Raw genomic sequence first — 19,809 nt, 5'->3', positions numbered from 1 at the left:
TGGGCTTAGCCGCCTGTCTTCTGGCTATCCAGCAGCTTTTTCATCTCCTGCGGCCCCTGATAGCCAGGGATCATCATACCGTTTTGCAGCAGGATGGCTGGCGTGCCCTGAATACCGTAGAGAATGCCCAGCTGGTAATGCTTAGCCAGGTCAATTTTGCAGTCGGCCGCCGCAGGGGTTTCGCCTTTCATCGCCGCGTCGAACGCTTTTTTGCGATCGGCCACGCACCAGATTGATTTCATCTCTTTGGCGACCTGTCCGTTCATGCCTTCGCGTGGGAAGGCCAGATAGCGCACGGTGATCCCCAGCGCGTTGTAGTCCGCCATCTGCGAATGCAGCTTATGGCAGTAGCCGCAGGTGATGTCGGTAAAGACGGTGATGACATGCTGCTCTTTCGGCGCTTTATACACGATCATTTCGCTGCTCAGCGCGTCGACTTTTTTCTCCAACAGTTTGTTGGTGACGTTGATCGGCTGCGCGCCGCTGATGTCGTACAGCGGCCCCTGAATAAACTGCTTGCCGTCTTCGCTGACGTAAAGCACGCCGCTTTCGGTCAGCACGGTTTTCATCCCTGGCAAAGGCGACGGCTGGATCTCCATCTGCTGCAGTCCCAGCTTCGCCAGGGATTGCTTGATGGCCGCATCGTCGGCATGCGCCAGGCCAGCTGCTACCAGCAGAGAAAGGAGAAAGTAACGCTTTTTCATTGATTATCCTCATGGCCTTATAGTTTGGCCGTTTGATCACCGCGTCAGGCGCGGGGATGATGCTGTTGATGTAACTGCCGTAGCCGCTCGGTGGCGACATGGGTATAAATTTGCGTGGTGGACAGGTCGCTATGCCCTAACAGCATCTGTACGACCCGCAGATCCGCGCCGTGGTTCAACAGATGCGTGGCGAAAGCGTGTCGCAGCACGTGGGGGGAGAGCTTTTCACTGTCGATGCCCGCCAGCGTCGCATAATGCTTGATGCGGTGCCAGAACGTTTGTCGGGTCATTTGCTGCGCGCGGTTGCTGGGGAAAAGCACGTCCAGCGTCTGTCCGTTCAGCAGCCACGGACGACCATATTCAATGTAATGCTCCAGCCAGTGCAGCGCCTCTTCACCCAGCGGTACCAGCCGTTCTTTATCGCCTTTTCCCACCACGCGCACCACGCCCTGGCGCAGGCTGACGTTGTTGAGCGTCAGGCTGACCAGCTCCGTGACGCGCAGTCCGGTGGCATAAAGCAGCTCCAGCATGGCTTTGTCGCGCAGCTCTATCGGGATATCCGTAGAGGGCGCCTGCAGCAGCCGCTCTATCTGCGCTTCGCTGAGATCTTTCGGCAGCCGCTGCGGCAGTTTAGGCGAGGCCAGCAGCGCGCTGGGATCGTCTTCACGCAGCTTTTCCCGGTAAAGATACTGGAACAGGCGCCGCATGGCGCTGAGCAGGCGAGCGGAACTGCTGGCCTTATAGCCACCTTCCACGCGCTCGGCCAGAAAGTTCTGTAGCCCGGCGCTGTCTACATGCAGCAGATCCAGCTGGTGATGCGCCAGCCAGTTCACCAGCGACATCAGATCAAGCCGATAGGAAGCCACCGTATTTTGCGCAAGATTTCGCTCAATCCATAAGGCATCAAGAAACTGCTCTGTCAGATCGCTGTCCTGCACGTTGACTCCTTTTCCACTTACCCGACGGCACGCCGTCAAAGCTCAATTCTGATATAATTCGCGCCATTGAACCAGGAGAATTGAGTAAACCGCGTATGAACATCGGGCTTTTTTACGGTTCCAGCACCTGCTACACCGAGATGGCGGCGGAGAAAATCCGCGATTTTATCGGCGAGGATCTTGTTACGCTGCACAATCTGAAAGAGGACTCGCCGCAGCTGATGGAGCAGTACGACATGCTGATCCTGGGCATTCCCACCTGGGATTTCGGCGAAATCCAGGAGGACTGGGAGGCGGTTTGGACCGACCTCGCTACGCTAAACCTGCGCGGCAAAACCGTGGCGCTGTACGGCATGGGCGATCAGGCCGAGTACAGCGAGTGGTTTCTGGACGCGCTTGGCATGCTGCATGAGGTGCTGCAGCCGCTGGGCGTCGTTTTTGTCGGCTACTGGCCTACCGAAGGCTACGAGTTTATCAGCCGCAAACCGCTAACCGCCGACGGCCAGCAGTTTGTCGGCCTGGCGCTGGACGACGTTAACCAGTTTGAGCTGACGGACGAGCGTATCGCGCAGTGGTGCGAACAAATCCTGACGGAAATGGCCGCCACGCTGTAAGCCTGCCGTTTAGTGAATAGCGAGCAGCTGCTGACGGAGCTGCCGCCACTCGCTTTCGTTCATGCTGTCGCGCAGCAGCCAGAGCTTCTCGCGCTCGCCTTTAGCGGAGCGCAGCGCCAGCAGGATCGCCCGCCGCGTCATCCACGGCCGACCGCAGATGCGCCAGTGCTTCTGCCGCCATTGCAGCTGATGGTCCGCCAGCAGCGCGATATCGCCTTCCCGGCTGCGAATGCGTCGCTGGCTACGCACGCACTCCAGCACCACCAGCGTCAGCAGCAGCATCCACACTACCGTTAAGCTGGCCGGCCACGGCGCCAACAGCAGCGCTATCACTACCACGCCGTGCAGCGAGAGCGACATCCACTGCGCCTGCCAGGAGACCCGCAGATCAGAACGCCACAGGGCCACGCTGCTGGTTTCGCTGCTGGATCAGGTGAACCATGCGTTTCAGTTCCGGATCGGCAGGTTCGCCATGATTCATCATCCAGTTGAACAGATCGGGATCGTCGCTTTCCAGCAGGCGAATAAAGATCTTTTTATCGCTATCGCTCAGCGTGTCATATTCATATTCAAAGAACGGCATGATGGAGATATCCAGTTCCCGCATACCGCGCCGGCAGGCCCACTGCACGCGCGCTCTATTTTCAATATCCATGCTTTCCATCGTCAGTCGGTGAAAGATGGCCGCTAGTGTAGCGCTTTTTTAAGCCGATGTTGATGGCGCAATTTGGCTTTGCGTAATGCGCCGCACGATAAAAGCATTTGTTGCCGCGCAAGCGCGCCTTTTGTGCGTCGCCTTCAGAAAACTGGTTGCAAAGCCGGGCGGCTCTTTTAACATGAATGCAGGCTTATTTGACTTCAGGAATCCGCTATGCCGACTTTATCTTTCCCGCCTCGTCAACCTGCGGCCTCTGCCCGTCTGCCGCTTACGCTGATCTCGCTGGAAGAGTGGGCGCTGGTCAACGTGACCGGCGCGGACCGCGTCAGCTATTTGCAGGGTCAGCTGACGCTGGACGTCGCTGCGCTGGATGCCAATGCGCATCTTCCCGCCGCCCACTGTGATGCAAAAGGGAAAATGTGGAGCAATCTGCGTCTGTTTCACCGTGGCGAAGGCTTTGCCTATCTGGAACGCCGCAGCCTGCGCGATACGCAAATCAGCGAGCTGAAAAAGTATGCCGTTTTCGCCAAAGTCGCTATCGAAGCGGATGACGAAGCGGTGCTGCTGGGTGTAGCCGGTTTTCAGGCGCGCACCGCGCTGGCCGGGCTGTTTGACACGCTGCCGGACGCTGAAAACCCAGTCGTGCAGCAGGATGATGCCACGCTGCTGTGGTTTTCCGCACCGGCGGAACGCTTTCTGCTAATCCTGAATCGCGACAGTGCACTAGCGCTGCGCGCGGCTCTGGACGGTCAGGCACAGCTAACCGACAGCTCGCAGTGGCTGGCGCTGAATATCGAAGCTGGCCTGCCCGTTATCGACGCGGCGAACAGCGCGCAGTTTATTCCTCAGGCGACAAACCTGCAGGCGCTGGACGCTATCAGCTTTAAAAAAGGCTGCTATACGGGCCAGGAGATGGTGGCGCGCGCTAAATTCCGCGGCGCCAACAAGCGTGCGCTTTACTGGCTGGCCGGCAAGGCCGCCCGCGTTCCGGCCGCTGCGGATGCGCTGGAAATGAAGCTGGGCGACAACTGGCGCCGCACCGGCACCATTCTGGCCGCCTGTCAGCTGGATAATGGCGATGTCTGGGTGCAGGCGGTGCTGAATAACGATCTGGAGCCGGAAACGGCGCTGCGGGTACAGGGCGACGAAGGCGGCAGTCTGGCTATCCAGCCGCTGCCCTACGAGATTTCGTAATAATAAGGGGCCGGACGGCCCCTTTTTTTATGAAATATAAAAGTAAATCGCCAGAAAATGGCAGATGCTGCCGCCAAGCACAAAGCCGTGCCAGATGGCGTGGTTATAGGGAATGCGCTTTGAGACGTAAAAAATCACCCCCAGCGAATAGATAATGCCGCCCGCCGCCAGCAGCCAGACGCCGCCCGCCGACAGTTTCATCGCCAGCTGATAAATCACAACCAGCGACAGCCAGCCCATCAGCAGATAGGTTATGACCGATAAGGCTTCGAAGCGGTGCACAAAAAACAGTTTAAACAGCACGCCCACCAGCGCCAGGCTCCAGATCACCACCATCAGGCCATGCGCCAGCGGCGACTTAAGTCCCACCAGCAGAAAAGGCGTATAGGTGCCGGCAATCAGCAGGTAAATAGCGCAATGGTCCAGCTTTTTCAGCCAGCTTTTGGCGCGCGGATGAGGGATGGCGTGATAAAGCGTCGAGGCCAGAAACAGCAGGATCATGCTGCCGCCATAGAGGCTGTAACTGGTGATGGCGACGGCGTTGGCCTGGCTGTCGAGCGCCTGCGACAGCAGCAGCACCAGCCCTACAATACCAAAGATAAAGCCGATGCCGTGGCTGATGCTATTAGCTATCTCCTCTGCAACGGAGTAGCCCTCCGTTAACACTTTTTTATTGGTCATGCATTGTCCTCTTCCAATCTGAAGCGGAGGGGCGGCCAAAGGGGATCGCATCCAGGCTCGTTTTCAGCCGCCCGTCCGAAAGTTGCGCACGTTTAGCTTAGACGAGAGTGATTTCAGAGTACAACTGTAAGCTTAAATAAACTGTGAACGGCTGTAACAGCTGTTTAACCAGGAAAAACAGGCCGTTATTCGGCGACCTTCACCCTGTAACGCCCGGCTGCGGCAGCAATAAAAGTGCTGGTGACATAAGAAGCCGCTTCGCTAAGCAGCCACAAAATGGCGCGGGTGCCGTTATTCGGCAGCCTTTATCCCGTTATCGTCCGCCAGCGGCATCGATAAAAGTGCCGGTAACATAAGAAGCCGCTTCGCTAAGCAGCCAGAGAATGGCGTTGGCAATTTCATCCGGCTCGCCGCCGCGCTGCATGGGAAGAGTCGGCGCAATACGGTTGACGCGATCCGCCTCGCCGCCGTCGACATGCATATCGGTATAGATTAATCCCGGCCGTACCGCGTTAACCCGGATGCCCTGCGCCGCCACTTCCAACGCCAGCCCTCTGGTTAGCGTATCTACAGCCCCTTTCGAGGCGGCATAATCGACATATTCGTGCGGCGCACCGCTACGGGCTGCGGCGGAAGAGACGTTTACGATTGCACCGCCCTGCCCACCGTACTGAAAACTCATGCGCTTTACCGCTTCGCGACAGCAGAGAAAGGTTCCGGTGACATTGGTAGCGAAAACGCGATTGATGCGTTCGGCGTTTAGCTGCGCCACGCTGGTCTGCTGAAACAGGATCCCGGCATTATTGACCAACGCGCTTAGCACGGCGCCCTGTTGATCAAGGCTGCGAAACATCGCTACTACCTGTTGTTCATCAGAAATATCGGCCTGCACGCTGAACGCTTTTCCGCCTTGTTGCTGAATAAGCGACACTACTTCCGCCGCCGCTTCCTCACGCTGACGATAGTTAACCGCAACCTGATAGCCGTGCTGCGCCAGCAGCAGCGCGGTGGCTCGCCCAATTCCCCGGCTGCCGCCGGTTACCAAAGCCGTTTTCATTTTTGCCTCCCGATAAAAATAAAGGGCACCAGGGTGCCCTTCAGTCTGTATCGCTATGCTGCTTTATTCATATTCGCTCATCGGCAAACAGGAGCAGAACAGATTTCGATCGCCATAAACATCGTCAAGACGCTTGACGGTCGGCCAGTATTTATTCGCGCTGCCCGCCGGGAAGACCGCCAGCTCGCGCGTGTAGGGATGCGACCACTCGCCGACCAGCTCCATTTGCGTATGGGGCGCATTAACTAACGGGTTATCTTCCGCTGGCCACTCACCTTCCGCCACGCGGTCGATCTCCATGCGGATAGCCAGCATGGCGTCGATAAAGCGATCCAACTCCACTTTGCTTTCCGATTCCGTCGGCTCCACCATCAGCGTGCCCGCCACCGGGAAGGACATGGTCGGCGCGTGGAAGCCATAGTCGATCAGGCGTTTGGCAATATCCAGTTCGCTGATGCCGGTTTGCTCTTTCAGCGGACGAATATCCAGGATGCATTCATGCGCTACCCGCCCATCCCGTCCGGCATACAGGATCGGATAGGCCGATTTCAGGCGCGCAGCAATATAGTTGGCGTTCAGGATCGCTACCGAACTGGCCTGCTTCAGCCCTTCCGCGCCCATCATGCGGATATACATCCAGCTGATAGGCAGAATAGAAGCGCTGCCGAACGGCGCGGCGGACACCGCGCCCTGCTGCGTCAGCATGTCGTCAATCTGCACCACGCTGTGGCCCGGCACAAATGGCGCCAGATGGGCTTTTACGCCAATCGGCCCCATGCCTGGCCCGCCGCCGCCGTGCGGAATACAGAAGGTTTTATGCAGGTTAAGGTGCGAGACGTCCGCGCCGATATAGCCAGGCGTGGTGATGCCGACCTGGGCGTTCATGTTGGCACCGTCCAGATAAACCTGGCCGCCATACTGATGAACGATCTGGCAAACCTCGCGGATGGTTTCTTCATAGACGCCGTGCGTGGAAGGATAGGTCACCATAATGCAGGAGAGCGCTTCGCCCGCCTGTTCCGCTTTCTGCCGCAGATCGTGCAGATCGATATTGCCCTGTTTGTCGCAGGCCACCACGACTACCGCCATGCCCGCCATCTGTGCCGATGCCGGATTGGTGCCATGCGCCGAGCTGGGGATCAGACAGATATTACGTCCGGCTTCGCCACGGCTTTCATGATAGCGGCGGATCGCCAGCAAGCCCGCATACTCGCCCTGCGCGCCGGAGTTAGGCTGCATACAGAGCGCGTCATAGCCGGTCAGCTGCACCAGCCACTGCGACAGCTGGCCGATCATTTGCAGATAGCCGGCGGCCTGATCGGCAGGACAGAACGGGTGCAGCTCCGCGAATTCCGGCCAGGTAATCGGGATCATCTCAGCGGCGGCGTTCAGCTTCATGGTGCAGGAGCCGAGCGGGATCATCGCCTGATTCAGCGCCAGATCCTTGCGCTCCAGGCTGTGCATATAGCGCATCATCTCGGTTTCGCTGTGGTAACGGTTAAAGACCGGATGCGTCAGGATGGGCTCTTTGCGCAGCATCGCTGGCGGAACGGACGCGCTGTCGGCCACGGCGCTGTCCAGCTCGTCGATATCCAGACCGTGATTTTCGCCCAGCAGCACGGAGAACAGCGCCGCCACATCTTCCCGCAGCGTGGTTTCATCCAGGGTGATGCCCACCGCGTTGTGGATATCGGTGCGCAGATTGATGCCGAAACTCAGCGCGCGATCCAGCACCGCGGCTTTATCCGTGACTTCAACGGTCAGCGTATCGAACCAGCTCTGATGGCGCAGCGTCATGCCGCCCTTTTGCAGCCCGGCCGCCAGGATATCCGTCAGGCGATGAATGCGCGAGGCGATGCGTTTCAGGCCGTGCGGGCCGTGGAAGACCGCGTACAGGCTGGCGATATTGGCCAACAGCACCTGTGACGTACAAATATTGGAGTTGGCCTTTTCACGACGGATATGCTGCTCGCGAGTCTGCATTGCCATCCGCAGCGCCGTGTTGCCCGCCGCATCGCGCGAGACGCCGATAATGCGCCCTGGCATTGAGCGTTTGTATTCGTCACGGGCGGCAAAGAAGGCTGCGTGAGGGCCGCCGTAGCCCATCGGAACGCCAAAACGCTGCGCAGAGCCAAACACGATATCCACGCCCTGTTTTCCCGGTGCGGTCAGCAGCACCAGCGACATAAAATCCGCAGCGACGCTAACTATCACTTTCCGCGCCTTCAGCTCATGGATCAGCGAGGTGTAGTCATGTACCTCGCCAGTGGTGCCGACCTGCTGTAGCAGCACGCCGAACACGTCCTGATGATCCAGCACGCGCGCCGCCTTATCGACCACCACCTCAAAGCCAAAGGTTTCCGCCCGCGTCCGCACCACGTCCAGCGTTTGCGGATGAATATCTTCGGCCACAAAGAAGCGGTTGGCGTTTTTGAGCTTGCTGACACGCTTCGCCATCGCCATCGCCTCGGCGGCGGCGGTTGCTTCATCCAACAGCGAAGCAGAGGCGATATCCAGGCCGGTCAAATCCAGCGTGACCTGCTGGAAGTTCAGCAGCGCTTCCAGTCGGCCCTGAGAAACCTCGGGCTGATAAGGCGTGTAGGCAGTGTACCAGCCGGGATTTTCCAGCATGTTGCGCAGAATAACCGGCGGCGTCAGCACCGGCGTGTAGCCCATCCCGATACAGGATTTATAACGCAGGTTGCGGCTGGCGATCGCTTTCAGCTCGGCCAGCGCCTGATGTTCGGTCAGGGGATCGCCGACGGCAGGCGCGCCGGGCAGCTGAATATCAGCCGGGACGATAGCGGTAATCAACTCGCTGAGAGAGGCGGCGCCTACCGCGTTCAGCATCGCTTCCTGCTGGGCTGGCGAAGGGCCGATATGGCGTTCGATAAAAGCGCCGGTATGTTCAAGCTGGCTGAGAGTAGTCATTAGCGGTAAATCCTGCATCGGGCAAAGGCATTAAGGAGACGAAGCTCCGGAGAGGGCTAATAAATTGCTGACGAAATAAATCCGGGCCGCAGAAGCACGGCCCGCGCTGCCGCCGTCTATTCGTCAATGCTGGTTTTGTAGGCGTCCGCGTCCATCAGCGATTCCAGTTCGGACTCGTCGCTGGCCTTAATGCGGAACAGCCAGCCATCGCTGTAGGGATCGCTGTTGACCAGCTCCGGTTCGCTTGCCAGCGCGCCGTTGACTTCGACAATTTCGCCGCTGACCGGCGCATAAATATCGGATGCGGCCTTTACCGACTCGGCTACGGCGCAGTCTTCGCCCTGGCTGTAGGTGTTGCCCACTTCGGGCAGATCGACAAACACCATATCGCCCAGCAGCTCCTGCGCGTGGGCGGTGATGCCTACGGTATAGGTACCATCTTCTTCTTTACGCACCCACTCATGGCTTTCACGGTATTTTAGTTCGTTTGGAACATTGCTCATCGCCTGATCTCCTTAAAATAATTCCGGGTCGTTTTCCGCAGCTGAAGCGCGGAAAGCGCCTTTTACGCCACCGCTTTACCGGCGCGTACAAAAACGGGTTTGGTCACGCGAACCGGCATTTCACGGTTGCGGATTTGCACAATCGCCTGCTCGCCAATGCCTGCGGGAACGCGAGCCAGCGCAATGCTGTAGCCTAAAGTTGGCGAGAAAGAGCCGCTGGTGATAATGCCTTCCTGCAGGTTGCCGGTCGCGTCGGTAAAGCGCACCGGTAAGCCGTTGCGCAGTACGCCTTTCTCGGTCATCACCAGACCGACCAGCTGCTCGGTGCCTTTTTCACGCTGCGACGCCAGCGCCTCGCGGCCGATAAAATCGCGCTCTTGAGGCTGCCAGCCGATTGTCCAGCCCATATTGGCCGCCAGCGGCGAAACGCCCTCGTCCATTTCCTGCCCGTATAAATTCATGCCGGCTTCCAGGCGCAGGGTATCGCGCGCGCCCAGACCGGCAGGCTTCACGCCCGCCGCCAGCAGCTTTTGCCAGAAATCCGCCGCCTGCTCGTTGGGCAGGGCGATTTCATACCCGGCTTCGCCGGTGTAGCCTGTGGTAGCGATAAACAACTCGCCAGCCTGCACGCCAAAGAAGGGCTTCATGTCCGCTACGGCCTCCCGCTGCGCCTCATCGAACAGCGAACGGGCTTTTGCCTGCGCCTGCGGCCCCTGCACCGCGATCAGCGCCAGGTCGTCGCGCTCGGTCAGCGTCACGCCATAGCCTTCCGCATGTTGGGTAATCCAGGCGAGATCTTTTTCCCGCGTGGCGGAGTTCACCACCAGCCGGAAAAACTCTTCGGTCATAAAGTAAACAATCAGATCGTCAATTACGCCAGCGGAGGCGTTGAGCATAGCGGTATAAAGCGCTTTGCCGGGCTGGGTCAGTTTGGCGACGTCGTTGGCCAGCAGGTAGCGTAAAAATTCCCGGGTGCGGACGCCGTGCAGATCGACAATAGTCATATGCGACACGTCGAACATGCCGGCATCGCTACGAACCGTATGATGCTCATCCAGCTGCGAACCGTAGTGCAGCGGCATCATCCAGCCATGAAAATCCACCATGCGCGCGCCGCAGGCCTGATGCTGTTCGAACAAAGGGGTCTGTTTCATCTTCTTCCTCAGGCAAAGTGTTCGGCGTCGGCAGGCAGCCCGGCGCAAACGATATCCTTGCTCCGAACTTACCACCGAAATCCAGCGTTAACCATAAGTTAAAACGGGTATGATTTTTTTGACGGTGTTCTCAGGCAGCAAAATCAGACAGATAAAATCACCACTTTTTGCGCAGTTAATACGCAAATATGTTATTAAGCAGCCAAAATCTCAGGATAAAAGTAAGGTATCAGCCCGTTGAAGATAAAAACCTGCTTTATGGCTCAAACCTGATGATTAGTAAAAGTAATGCGAAGAAGCACGCTAAATTAGAATTTCTCAAACGACGCGCCCGTTTGGGGCAGGCTGCCTGTTAAAGGTGCAGCAATACGAAAAACTGTTTCGCTTTCGGCAAGATACTTTGACGAAACCCTGACCAGAGGTGAATAAGCGCGGGCAAGTCATACTAATGGCAGGGCATATCTGCCGTCTGGTGAGCAACAGCTACGGCGAGCTTTTATCCTTCTCCATCAGCTTTTAGAACCGTATTGCCACCGGGGTTATTGTGCGTTAAAGTGTTTACATATTGTGAACACAGGAAGGGAATCTTTTAATGCACGTCATTTCCAGAGAGCCATTTGAGCAAGCGGCGCGGCTCTTCCCAAACGATGCCACAGCCATAAAGGCGCTGTATCATCTGGTTCGCGAAACAGATTTTAAATCCCCGGATGAACTGCGTGCCGCCGTGTCAAGCCTGGATAATTTTAAGTACCGTAACAAATGGTGGGTTTTAGATGTTGGTGGGAACAATCTGCGAATCATCGCCTACATCAACTTCGTGAATAAGCGCTTCTACGTGAAGCACATTGCCACCCACGCTGAATACGATAAGCTGACTCGCTACTATCGGGAGAACAAAGAATGATCGCCGACCCCATTAAAGCTATCGAAGCAACGAAACAACTGGTAGCCGCTGTTCCCCTGCTGGGGGGCAGCGCCTCAGAAAAAGACTACCGTGACGCACTGGCGCTGGTGGACTACCTGATCGACCACGACGACGAAAATCCGTTGATCGACTTACTGGCGGCCAGCATCGCTGACTACGAAGATAACAGCAAGCGTTTCGCCGAGTTCAATAAGTCAGTGGATGAAATGCCGGTTGGCGTCGCGCTGCTGCGCACGCTGATTGACCAGCATAAGCTGTCCTACTCCGACCTGAAGGAGGAGATCGGATCTAAATCCCTGGTGAGCCAGATACTCTCCGGCCAGCGCTCCCTGACGATCTCACACATCAAGGCGCTTTCGCACCGGTTCGGCGTGAAGCCGCAATGGTTCCTTTGACCTCTGCCACCAGCCCGCGTAACAGTGGGCTTTTTATTTCCCTCAGAAAAGAGCCTTGACAAGCGACTTCCTGCACAACCCTCACATAGCCCGCAGCTGAAAGGGCTCTTTTCAAACTTCCACGGATGGCACAAACCAGCGCGCCGGGCGCTTCCATAGATTTAGTTCCTGTATAGCAACCCATTCCCGCAATTTTTATTACGCGGACTCACCATGGCCGCATCAACCACCGGCACATACAGCATCGAACAATACCTGTTCCCACGTTACGACGAGCGCAGCATCGCCGAGCCGGTTTTGCGCACCGGGCTGCGCAAAGAAGTTATGATCACAGGCGAATCAAATGACCGGGACCTGACGGTTTACTACGTGCAGCCGGATAAGCGATACCATGCGAATCTTCTCTCGTTCCGGGTATGGGAAGTGCCGGAGCTACGCTGGGTACAGCTTCACATTTTATTGCGATCGGGCTGGTGTCGGGCAGAAGTCGGGTTACTGTCATGATTAGGCACGCCGGGAGGATTAATATGCAGGCAGAAACTGATAAAGGGGAAAAAAATGAAAAGTAATAGCTTAAAAAGTGGCAGAGCGCCCGTCTGCAACAGCTGATAAGAAAATAACCAGCGTTCAGGTTGGGCCTGAACGCTGCAATTTATTACCGCAGCCACGCCGGCAGATCGTGCAGGCCCATCGCCTGCTTTAACAGACGCGGCTTCACGCCAGGCAAATTATCTGCCAGGCTCAGGCCGATATCACGCAGCAGCTTCTTCGCGGGATTATTGCCTTTAAACAGCTCGCGAAAGCCCTGCATACTTGCCAGCATCACGGCCGCGCTGTGCTTGCGGCTGCGCTCGTAGCGTCGCAGGTAAAGGTGCTGGCCAATATCTTTGCCCTGCTGATGCAGACGTTTGATCTCGCCGATCAGCTCGGCGGCATCCATAAAGCCCAGGTTAACGCCCTGCCCCGCCAGGGGATGAATGGTATGCGCCGCGTCGCCAACCAGTGCCAGACGATGCGCCGCGAAATTACGCGCATAGCGGCCCATCAGCGGGAAAGCCTTACGCTCGCTTTCCAGTTTGCACAGCCCCAGACGCATATCGAAGGCGACCGACAGCTGCTGGTTAAAGACCTCTTCCGGCATTGACTGTAAACGCGTGGCTTCCTGCGGCGGCAGCGACCAGACGATTGAGCTGAGGTGCGGATCGCTGAGCGGCAGAAACGCCAGAATACCTTCGCCGTGAAACACCTGGCGCGCTACGGCGTCGTGCGGCTGTTCGGTACGAATATTAGCGACCAGCGCATGGTGATCGTAATCCCAGAACGTCAGCGGAATATCCGCCTTGTTACGCAGCCAGGAGTTGGCGCCGTCGGCGGCCACCAGCAGCCGCGCCGTCATCATGGTGCCATCGCCCAGCGTGACGAAAGCTTCGTTATCGCCAAACGCCACCTGCTGCAGCTCCGCTGGCGTAATCAGCGTAATATCCCGTGATTCGCTGGCTTTTTGCCACAGCGCCCGGTGAATAACCGGATTTTCAATAATGTGGCCCAGATGCGCCAGGCCCTGCTGAGCGTCATCGAATTCAATCCGGCCGAAGCTGTCGCGATCCCAGACTTCCATCCCGTGATAGGCGCTGGCGCGGTTGGCCTGAATGGCGCTCCAGACATCAAGGTGCTGCAGCAGGCGCTCGCTGGCGGCATTAATGGCGGAGACGCGCAGCGCCGGCGCGCTGTCGTTCGTCGCCTGCGGCGCTTCGCGTTCCAGCACGGCGATTTTCATGCCGCTGCCCTGTAAGCCACAGGCGACGGCCAGGCCGACCATTCCGCCACCGGCGACAATAACATCATAAGTTTGCATCACTGCTTTCTCCTTAACGCTCGACCCAGCCTAACGTGCGCTCGGCCAGCAAATTACGCGCCAGCGGCAGCGAATCCATCACCATCAGGCCCAGATTTCGCCCCAGCACCAGCGGCGTGTAGCGGTTAGCAAACAGCCTGACCAGACTGTCGGTTATCCCGATAGTAGCAACGGCATCCGGCTGGCGACGCTGCTGAAACTGTTGTAGCACGCCGTAGCTGCCGATATCCTGCTGCGCCCGCCAGGCGGCGGCCACGGATTCCGCCAGCGACATTACGTCCCGGATACCTAAATTAAATCCCTGGCCCGCAATCGGATGCAGCGTTTGCGCCGCGTTGCCAACCAGCGCCAGCCGATGGGAAACGTGCTGCGAAGCGGACAGCAGCGCCAACGGATAGCTGTAGCGCTGCCCAACCTGGGTAAAGCGTCCCAGCCGCCAGCCAAAGGCTTTTTGCAGCTCGTCTAAAAATTGCCGATCGTCCCAGCTATCAATCTGCGCTTTTTGCGCCAGCGGGTGGCACCACACCAGCGAACTGCGACCAGAGGACATCGGCAGCAGCGCCAGCGGGCCATTTTCGGTAAAGCGTTCAAATGCCCTTCCCTGATGCGGCTGTGCGGTGGAAACGTTGGCAATAACAGCAACCTGCTGATAATCCTCAGAAGCCACCTGCACGCCGCAGGAGGCGGCCACGGCGGAGCGGGAACCGTCTGCGGCCACCAGCAGCTGCGCCGTCAGCGTTTCGTCATTATCCAGCAGCACGCTGACCTGCTGCTGCGTTCGCTCGACCTTCGCCACCTTCGCCGGACAGACCACGCGTACGCCCGGCGCTTTTTGCAGCAGCTTAAACAGCCGCTGGCCGATATCGTGCAGCTCAACCACCTGCCCCAGCGCGGGAATGTCATAATCTTCCGCAGCCAGCGACACAAAGCTGGCATGCCCGCGATCGCTGACGTGAACGTGGGTGATCGGCGTGGCGCACGCTTTCAGCGCGGGCCAGAGGTTGATCGCCGCCAGCTGCTGGCAGGTGCCTTCCGCCAGCGCTATCGCCCGTCCGTCATAGCCGGGATGCGCTCTTGAAGCCGGATCCTGCGCTTCGACCAGCGTCACCGGCAGCCTGCCCTGGGTCAGCCAGGAAACAGCCAGCGCCAGCGTCGCGCCCGTCATCCCGCCGCCTGCGATGATCATGCTCATAATGTTTTAGCCGCCGCCATTAATGCTTCAATCTCATCCGGATCTTTCACCACGCTGTCGGTCAGGTTTTCGTTGCCATCCTCGGTGATCAGAATGTCATCTTCCACCCGGATACCGATGCCGCGATATTCCACAGGCACATCCGCATCCGGCGCGATATACAGACCGGGCTCGACCGTCAACACCATGCCCGGCTCCAGCACGCGATCGCGCTCGTGACCGTAGCCGCCGACATCGTGCACGTCCAGCCCCAGCCAGTGGCTCAGGCCGTGCATAAAGAACTGGCGATGCGCCTGTTCCGCAATCAGCGTCTCAACATCACCCTGCATTACGCCCAGCCCGACCAGCCCCGTCACCATAATGCGCACGACTTCCGCATTAACTTCGCGGATGCTGGTGCCGGGACGAAACAGTTCCAGCGCCCGATTAAGCGATGCCAGCACGATATCGTAGACGGCGCGCTGAGGCTTGCTGAATTTGCCGTTAACCGGGAAAGTGCGCGTAATGTCGCCCGCGTAGCCTTTCAGCTCGCAGCCCGCATCAATCAGCACCAGATCGCCGTCGCGCATCCTGGACTCGTTTTCGGTGTAGTGCAGGATGCAGCCGTTTTCACCGGCGCCAACTATGGTGTTGTAAGAGGGAAAGCGCGCGCCGTGACGGTTGAATTCGTGCTGGATTTCGCCTTCGAGCTGATACTCAAACATTCCGGGCCGACACTGCCGCATCGCCCGCGTATGCGCCAGCGCGCTGATACGACCGGCTTCACGCAGCACGGCCAGCTCTTCCGGCGATTTAAACAGGCGCATCTCGTGCACCCAGGGCCGCCAGTCGGTCAGCGTCGACGGCGCGGTCAGGCTCTGACGAGCGCCGCGCCGCAGCTTCTCCAACGCGCCAAACAGCAGCGTGTCGGCCTGCTCGTAAAGCCCCTGTGCGTGATAAACCACGTCCAGGCCGTTCAGCAGCTGCGGCAGCTGGTCGCTGATGGCATCCCAGGGCAGCGCGCGATCGACAGCGAGTTTTTCCGGCGCGGCATCCTGACCCAGACGACGGCCAAACCAGATTTCAGCGGTCAGATCGCGAACGCGATTAAACAGCACGCTGTGGTTATGGTTTTCCGCGCTTTTGATCAGCACCAGCGCCGCTTCAGGCTCGTTAAAGCCGGTAAAATACCAGAAATCGCTGTTCTGCCGATAAGGGTACTCGCTGTCATTGCTGCGCGTCGCCTCCGGCGCGGCAAAGATCACCGCCGCGCTGGCCGGTGCCATTTTTGCCAGCAGCGCCTGGCGACGGCGCACGAACTCTTGCTGTGTCATCCGCTTCTCCTGAATGCAATCCATCTTAGCGCCCGCATACAGCGCGCTTTTTTTCTGTCGCCGCCCCTGGCGTGGCAGAAATTAGTGCAGCGTTGGTTTTTTCACTTCCACCGCCGTTGGCGCGATATGGGTAAAGGTGTCGTGGCAAAGCAGCGCCGCTACGCGCACATACTCAATCACCTCTTCCAACGACTGTTCCAGCTCTTCCTGGTCTTCATCTTCATCATAGCCGAGCTGGGCGATAGTACGCAGATCGTCAATCGCCTCGCCCGTTTCGCCCTTGACCTTATCGAGCTTCGGCTGCGACACGCCCAGGCCCAGCAGAAAGTGGTTAACCCAGCCCGCCAGCGCATCCGCCCGATCGAAGACGGTGATATCGTCATCTTCCGGCAAATAGAGTTGAAACAGGAAACCTTCGTCTTCCAGCGTATCGCCGATGCCCTGGTGCAGCTGCTGTAAAGGCTGAGCCAGCGTCTGCGAGAAGGCCATGCCTTCGTTCGTTAAGTCGTGTACCAGCGTCTGCCAGCTGCTGTCCTTGTTACCGCCGCAGAGAATTCCGCTGATCAGGCCGTGTATTTCAGCCGGGGTCATTCCCACGCCCTGCTGCGTCAGTGCTGAAGCCAGCGCGTCGTAGCCCGGCATTGTGTTTGTTAGTGACATAGGTTTTGGTCATCGTTGGCTGGATAAGTTCGTGTTATGCTACCACCAGGTGCCTCTTTGATTCCAGAAAGGGGTTGTTTCTTCTGCCAGGGGTAGATATAGTTGCGCCCCTCCCAAGCCATTGAGCGGCAAGGGAGATTACCGGCGAAGTAATCAGTCAGGATGGTTTTATGTCTGCACAGCCCGTAGATATTCAAATTTTTGGCCGTTCCTTAAGAGTGAATTGTCCGCCTGAACAGCAAGATGCGCTGAATCTGGCCGCCGAAGACCTTAATCAACGGTTGCAAGATCTTAAAGTTCGCACTAGAGTCACCAATACTGAACAATTGGTTTTTATCGCCGCGTTGAACATCTGCCACGAGTTAGCGCAGGAAAAGATGAAAACCCGCGATTATGCCAGTAATATGGAACAGCGTATCCGAATGTTACAGCAGACTATCGAGCAGGCATTGCTTGAACAAGGTCGCATTACGGAAAGAACTGGAACGCAATTCGAATAACACGTTAACGTTATCTGTGTTACAGTAACGGTGATGTAAAAAATTCTCTGAGGTGTTTGCAAGCGGGCCAGTCCCCTGAGCCGATATTTCATACCAAACAGAGTGTGGCGCTCTGTAACCTGTGTGCATGCTCGGTCCGTCCGAGAAGCCTGATGGTTATGACGGTACACTCACCTTGAACCAAGGGTTCAAGGGTTACAGCCTGCGGCGGCATCTCGGAGATTCCCTTCTTTACCACCTGCAAAGCCATGTTTTTCCCGGCGCTTTCGGGTTCCCTGCTTTATCCCGCTTCCGACACGGTGAAACTGATGAACCTCAGCCTTCTCGATCGTCAGGATATTCGTACTCACATTCGCCATTTGCGTCGTGACCTGACACCAGAACAGCAGCGCCTGGCCGCCGTAACGGTCGCCGAACATGCGCTAAGCTTCAAACCCGTTCAGCAGGCCCGCAAAATCGCGCTGTTCCTGTCCTTCGACGGCGAACTGGATACCCGTCCGCTGATTGCCAAACTTTGGCAGCGTCATCAGGAAGTTTATCTGCCCGTACTGCACCCTTTTTCACGCGGCCAGCTGCTTTTTCTGCGCTATGACACGGAAACGCTGTTGCAGCCTAACCGTCTGCGTATCCCGGAACCGCCGCTGGATATCCGCAACCTGGCCACGCTGGACGAGCTGGATGTGATAATGGTGCCGCTGGTGGCGTTCGATCGGGCCGGACAGCGTCTGGGTATGGGCGGCGGCTTTTATGACCGCACTCTGCAAAATTGGCCGCAGCACGGCCTGTTGCCGATTGGCCTGGCGCATGACTGTCAGCAGGTAGAAACATTGCCCGTGGCGGAATGGGATGTGCCTTTGCCGGCGATAATTACGCCTTCGCGGCTCTGGCAATGGCAGGAAAAGCGTCCCACGAGCGGGGACGCTTTGCGTCATCAGTAAAGCAGACGAGCGCGAATGGTGCCCGGAATCGCTTTCATCTGCTGAAGCGCGTTGTCGGCCACTTCCTTCGTCGCATCGATATCGATCACCACATAGCCCATCTGCGGCGTGGTTTGCAGATACTGCGCGGCAATGTTGATGCCCTGACCGGCAAAGATATTGTTGATGGCGGTCAGCACGCCGGGACGGTTCTCGTGAATATGCAGCAGGCGGCTCTGCTGGCCATGCATCGGCAGCGACACTTCCGGGAAGTTAACCGCTGACAGCGTCGAGCCGTTATCTGAGTATTTCGCCAGTTTACCCGCTACTTCAATCCCGATATTTTCCTGCGCTTCCTGCGTTGAACCGCCGATATGCGGCGTCAGGATCACGTTGTCGAACTCGCACAGCGGCGAATTAAACGGATCGGCGTTAGTTGCCGGCTCTTCCGGGAAGACGTCGATGGCCGCGCCGGCCAGATGTTTGTCCGCCAGCACTTTGCACAGCGCCGGAATATCCACTACCGTGCCGCGTGAAGCGTTGATCAGCAGCGAGCCGGGTTTCATCATCGCCAGCTCTTCCGCACCCATCATATTCTGGGTGGAGGCCGTTTCCGGCACGTGCAGGCTGACCACATCACTCATATTCAGCAGTTCGGAGAGGTAGCGAACCTGCGTGGCGTTGCCGAGCGGCAGCTTGCTTTCGATATCGTAAAAGTAGACGTGCATCCCTAAGCTTTCGGCCAGCACGCCCAGCTGCATACCGATATGGCCATAGCCGATAATGCCCAGCTTTTTGCCGCGCGCCTCATAAGAGCCGACCGCCAGCTTGTTCCAGATGCCGCGGTGCGCTTTAGCATTGGCGGCCGGTACGCCGCGCAGCATCAGCAGCAGCTCGCCGATGACCAGTTCTGCTACGGATCGGGTATTGGAGAAAGGCGCATTGAACACCGGAATACCGCGTTTTTCTGCGGCCTGCAAATCGACCTGGTTAGTGCCGATGCAGAAGCAGCCTACCGCGACGAGTTTTTCTGCCGCGGCGAAAATCTCTTCGGTCAGGTTGGTACGCGAGCGGATACCAATAAAGTGCGCATCGCGGATCGCTTCTTTCAGCGTTTCGCTGTCCAGCGCGCCCTTGTGAAATTCTATGTTGGTGTAGCCTGACGCCCGAAGATTCTCAATCGCGCTCTGGTGCACGCCTTCGACCAGCAGGAACTTAATCTTGTCTTTCTCCAGTGATACTTTTGCCATTTCCCGACCCTATTCAGCAGACTTCAGAAGTGACTGACTCCGTGAGGAATAAGTCAGCCTTCTGTCAAAATATCAAAATTTACGCGCGCGGCAATACAAACGATTGCTTTGCGGCCAGCATGGCAGCCGAAAGCATCAGCATAAATCGGCAGATAATCATGACACGTGAAGCATCGTCAGCAGGATCGCGAGGCAGGGGTAAATTCCGTGACATAAGTCACCAAATTTGTGGGGCAAAAGAAAAGATGTTTTTTTATAAAAATTAACCGAGGCGATAGCCGCGCCGGTAAGATCGTTTTTTTATGGCTTAGAGCTTAGAACTTAGAACTTAGAACTTAGAACTTAGAACTTAGAACTTAGAACTTAGA

21 protein-coding genes and 1 other RNA gene are annotated in these 19,809 nt (G+C 57.4%); 8 read left to right on the top strand and 14 right to left on the bottom strand.

Annotated features, from left to right (window positions below; genetic code table 11):
- Positions 1-5: 5 nt before the first annotated feature.
- Positions 6-704, bottom strand: coding sequence for a bifunctional protein-disulfide isomerase/oxidoreductase DsbC (dsbC, locus tag QCD69_RS14470; protein WP_253458674.1), 699 nt, complete (start codon positions 702-704; stop codon positions 6-8).
- Between the two features lie 44 nt (positions 705-748).
- Positions 749-1,642 (bottom strand): site-specific tyrosine recombinase XerD, encoded by an 894-nt coding sequence (gene xerD, locus QCD69_RS14465; protein WP_253458672.1) that lies wholly within the window; start codon positions 1,640-1,642, stop codon positions 749-751.
- A 95-nt stretch (positions 1,643-1,737) separates the two neighbouring features.
- Between xerD and fldB the strand changes: the two genes are divergently transcribed.
- Entirely contained in the window at positions 1,738-2,256 is a 519-nt protein-coding gene (gene fldB, locus QCD69_RS14460) for a flavodoxin FldB (RefSeq protein WP_253461228.1), read from the top strand.
- A gap of 9 nt (positions 2,257-2,265) precedes the next feature.
- Here fldB and QCD69_RS14455 read toward each other — a convergent pair whose 3' ends face one another.
- Complete coding sequence (locus QCD69_RS14455) at positions 2,266-2,664, bottom strand: protein YgfX (protein WP_253458670.1); 399 nt, start codon at positions 2,662-2,664, stop codon at positions 2,266-2,268.
- On the bottom strand, positions 2,645-2,911 hold the full coding sequence (gene sdhE / locus QCD69_RS14450) for an FAD assembly factor SdhE (protein ID WP_301252518.1): 267 nt from the start codon (positions 2,909-2,911) through the stop codon (positions 2,645-2,647). Before sdhE ends, QCD69_RS14455 begins: the two co-directional genes overlap by 20 nt.
- A 216-nt stretch (positions 2,912-3,127) precedes the next feature.
- Here sdhE and ygfZ point away from each other — a divergent pair, with 216 nt between their 5' ends.
- On the top strand, positions 3,128-4,108 hold the full coding sequence (gene ygfZ / locus QCD69_RS14445) for a tRNA-modifying protein YgfZ (protein WP_301252516.1): 981 nt from the start codon (positions 3,128-3,130) through the stop codon (positions 4,106-4,108).
- Between the two features lie 27 nt (positions 4,109-4,135).
- Here the strand turns inward: ygfZ and trhA are convergent, their stop codons facing one another.
- The 5 genes from trhA to gcvT all read right to left on the bottom strand — a co-directional run bounded on the left by trhA (position 4,136) and on the right by gcvT (position 10,434).
- Complete coding sequence (trhA, locus tag QCD69_RS14440; protein WP_253458664.1) at positions 4,136-4,789, bottom strand: PAQR family membrane homeostasis protein TrhA; 654 nt, start codon at positions 4,787-4,789, stop codon at positions 4,136-4,138.
- 313 nt (positions 4,790-5,102) lie between these two features.
- Positions 5,103-5,846, bottom strand: coding sequence for an SDR family oxidoreductase (locus QCD69_RS14435; RefSeq protein ID WP_301252515.1), 744 nt, complete (start codon positions 5,844-5,846; stop codon positions 5,103-5,105).
- 63 nt (positions 5,847-5,909) lie between these two features.
- Complete coding sequence (gcvP, locus tag QCD69_RS14430) at positions 5,910-8,777, bottom strand: aminomethyl-transferring glycine dehydrogenase (RefSeq protein ID WP_394148241.1); 2,868 nt, start codon at positions 8,775-8,777, stop codon at positions 5,910-5,912.
- A 116-nt stretch (positions 8,778-8,893) separates the two neighbouring features.
- Positions 8,894-9,280 carry a glycine cleavage system protein GcvH gene (gcvH, locus tag QCD69_RS14425; protein ID WP_253458655.1) on the bottom strand — a complete coding sequence of 129 codons (387 nt, stop codon included), beginning with the start codon at positions 9,278-9,280 and terminating at the stop codon, positions 8,894-8,896.
- Positions 9,281-9,342: 62 nt separating this feature from the next.
- Entirely contained in the window at positions 9,343-10,434 is a 1,092-nt protein-coding gene (gene gcvT, locus QCD69_RS14420; RefSeq protein WP_253458653.1) for a glycine cleavage system aminomethyltransferase GcvT, read from the bottom strand.
- A gap of 592 nt (positions 10,435-11,026) precedes the next feature.
- On the opposite strand from gcvT, the gene QCD69_RS14415 reads away from it, so the two are divergent.
- The 3 genes from QCD69_RS14415 to QCD69_RS14405 all read left to right on the top strand — a co-directional run bounded on the left by QCD69_RS14415 (position 11,027) and on the right by QCD69_RS14405 (position 12,258).
- Complete coding sequence (locus QCD69_RS14415; protein ID WP_301252514.1) at positions 11,027-11,338, top strand: type II toxin-antitoxin system HigB family toxin; 312 nt, start codon at positions 11,027-11,029, stop codon at positions 11,336-11,338.
- A complete protein-coding gene (locus QCD69_RS14410; protein WP_301252513.1) occupies positions 11,335-11,754 on the top strand; it encodes a helix-turn-helix domain-containing protein in 420 nt (139 codons plus the stop codon). The genes QCD69_RS14415 and QCD69_RS14410 overlap by 4 nt, the downstream gene beginning before the upstream one ends.
- Positions 11,755-11,967: 213 nt before the next feature.
- A complete protein-coding gene (locus QCD69_RS14405; protein WP_301252512.1) occupies positions 11,968-12,258 on the top strand; it encodes a hypothetical protein in 291 nt (96 codons plus the stop codon).
- 151 nt (positions 12,259-12,409) lie between these two features.
- Here the strand turns inward: QCD69_RS14405 and ubiI are convergent, their stop codons facing one another.
- The 4 genes from ubiI to QCD69_RS14385 form a co-directional block, all read right to left on the bottom strand.
- Entirely contained in the window at positions 12,410-13,609 is a 1,200-nt protein-coding gene (ubiI, locus tag QCD69_RS14400; protein ID WP_301252511.1) for an FAD-dependent 2-octaprenylphenol hydroxylase, read from the bottom strand.
- A gap of 13 nt (positions 13,610-13,622) precedes the next feature.
- Positions 13,623-14,801, bottom strand: a complete 1,179-nt coding sequence (ubiH, locus tag QCD69_RS14395) for a 2-octaprenyl-6-methoxyphenyl hydroxylase (protein ID WP_301252510.1) — start codon at positions 14,799-14,801, stop codon at positions 13,623-13,625.
- Positions 14,798-16,114, bottom strand: a complete 1,317-nt coding sequence (gene pepP / locus QCD69_RS14390) for a Xaa-Pro aminopeptidase (RefSeq protein WP_301252509.1) — start codon at positions 16,112-16,114, stop codon at positions 14,798-14,800. Before pepP ends, ubiH begins: the two co-directional genes overlap by 4 nt.
- 81 nt (positions 16,115-16,195) lie before the next feature.
- Entirely contained in the window at positions 16,196-16,774 is a 579-nt protein-coding gene (locus QCD69_RS14385; RefSeq protein ID WP_301252507.1) for a YecA/YgfB family protein, read from the bottom strand.
- Between the two features lie 170 nt (positions 16,775-16,944).
- On the opposite strand from QCD69_RS14385, the gene zapA reads away from it, so the two are divergent.
- From zapA to QCD69_RS14370, 3 genes are all read left to right on the top strand, one after another.
- Positions 16,945-17,274, top strand: a complete 330-nt coding sequence (gene zapA, locus QCD69_RS14380) for a cell division protein ZapA (RefSeq protein ID WP_125287340.1) — start codon at positions 16,945-16,947, stop codon at positions 17,272-17,274.
- Between the two features lie 41 nt (positions 17,275-17,315).
- Positions 17,316-17,500, top strand: a non-coding RNA gene (gene ssrS, locus QCD69_RS14375) — 6S RNA.
- 82 nt (positions 17,501-17,582) lie between these two features.
- Positions 17,583-18,212 carry a 5-formyltetrahydrofolate cyclo-ligase gene (locus tag QCD69_RS14370; protein WP_253458645.1) on the top strand — a complete coding sequence of 210 codons (630 nt, stop codon included), beginning with the start codon at positions 17,583-17,585 and terminating at the stop codon, positions 18,210-18,212.
- On the opposite strand, the gene serA is transcribed toward QCD69_RS14370, so the two are convergent.
- Positions 18,206-19,441 carry a phosphoglycerate dehydrogenase gene (gene serA, locus QCD69_RS14365; protein ID WP_253458643.1) on the bottom strand — a complete coding sequence of 412 codons (1,236 nt, stop codon included), beginning with the start codon at positions 19,439-19,441 and terminating at the stop codon, positions 18,206-18,208. The genes QCD69_RS14370 and serA overlap by 7 nt on opposite strands.
- Positions 19,442-19,809 lie beyond the last annotated feature (368 nt).

The sequence above is a fragment of the Erwinia sp. PsM31 genome (genome assembly GCF_030433775.1).
GTDB classification, from domain to species: Bacteria; Pseudomonadota; Gammaproteobacteria; order Enterobacterales; family Enterobacteriaceae; genus Erwinia; species Erwinia aeris.
This window is presented reverse-complemented; position numbering and strand designations above follow the sequence as displayed.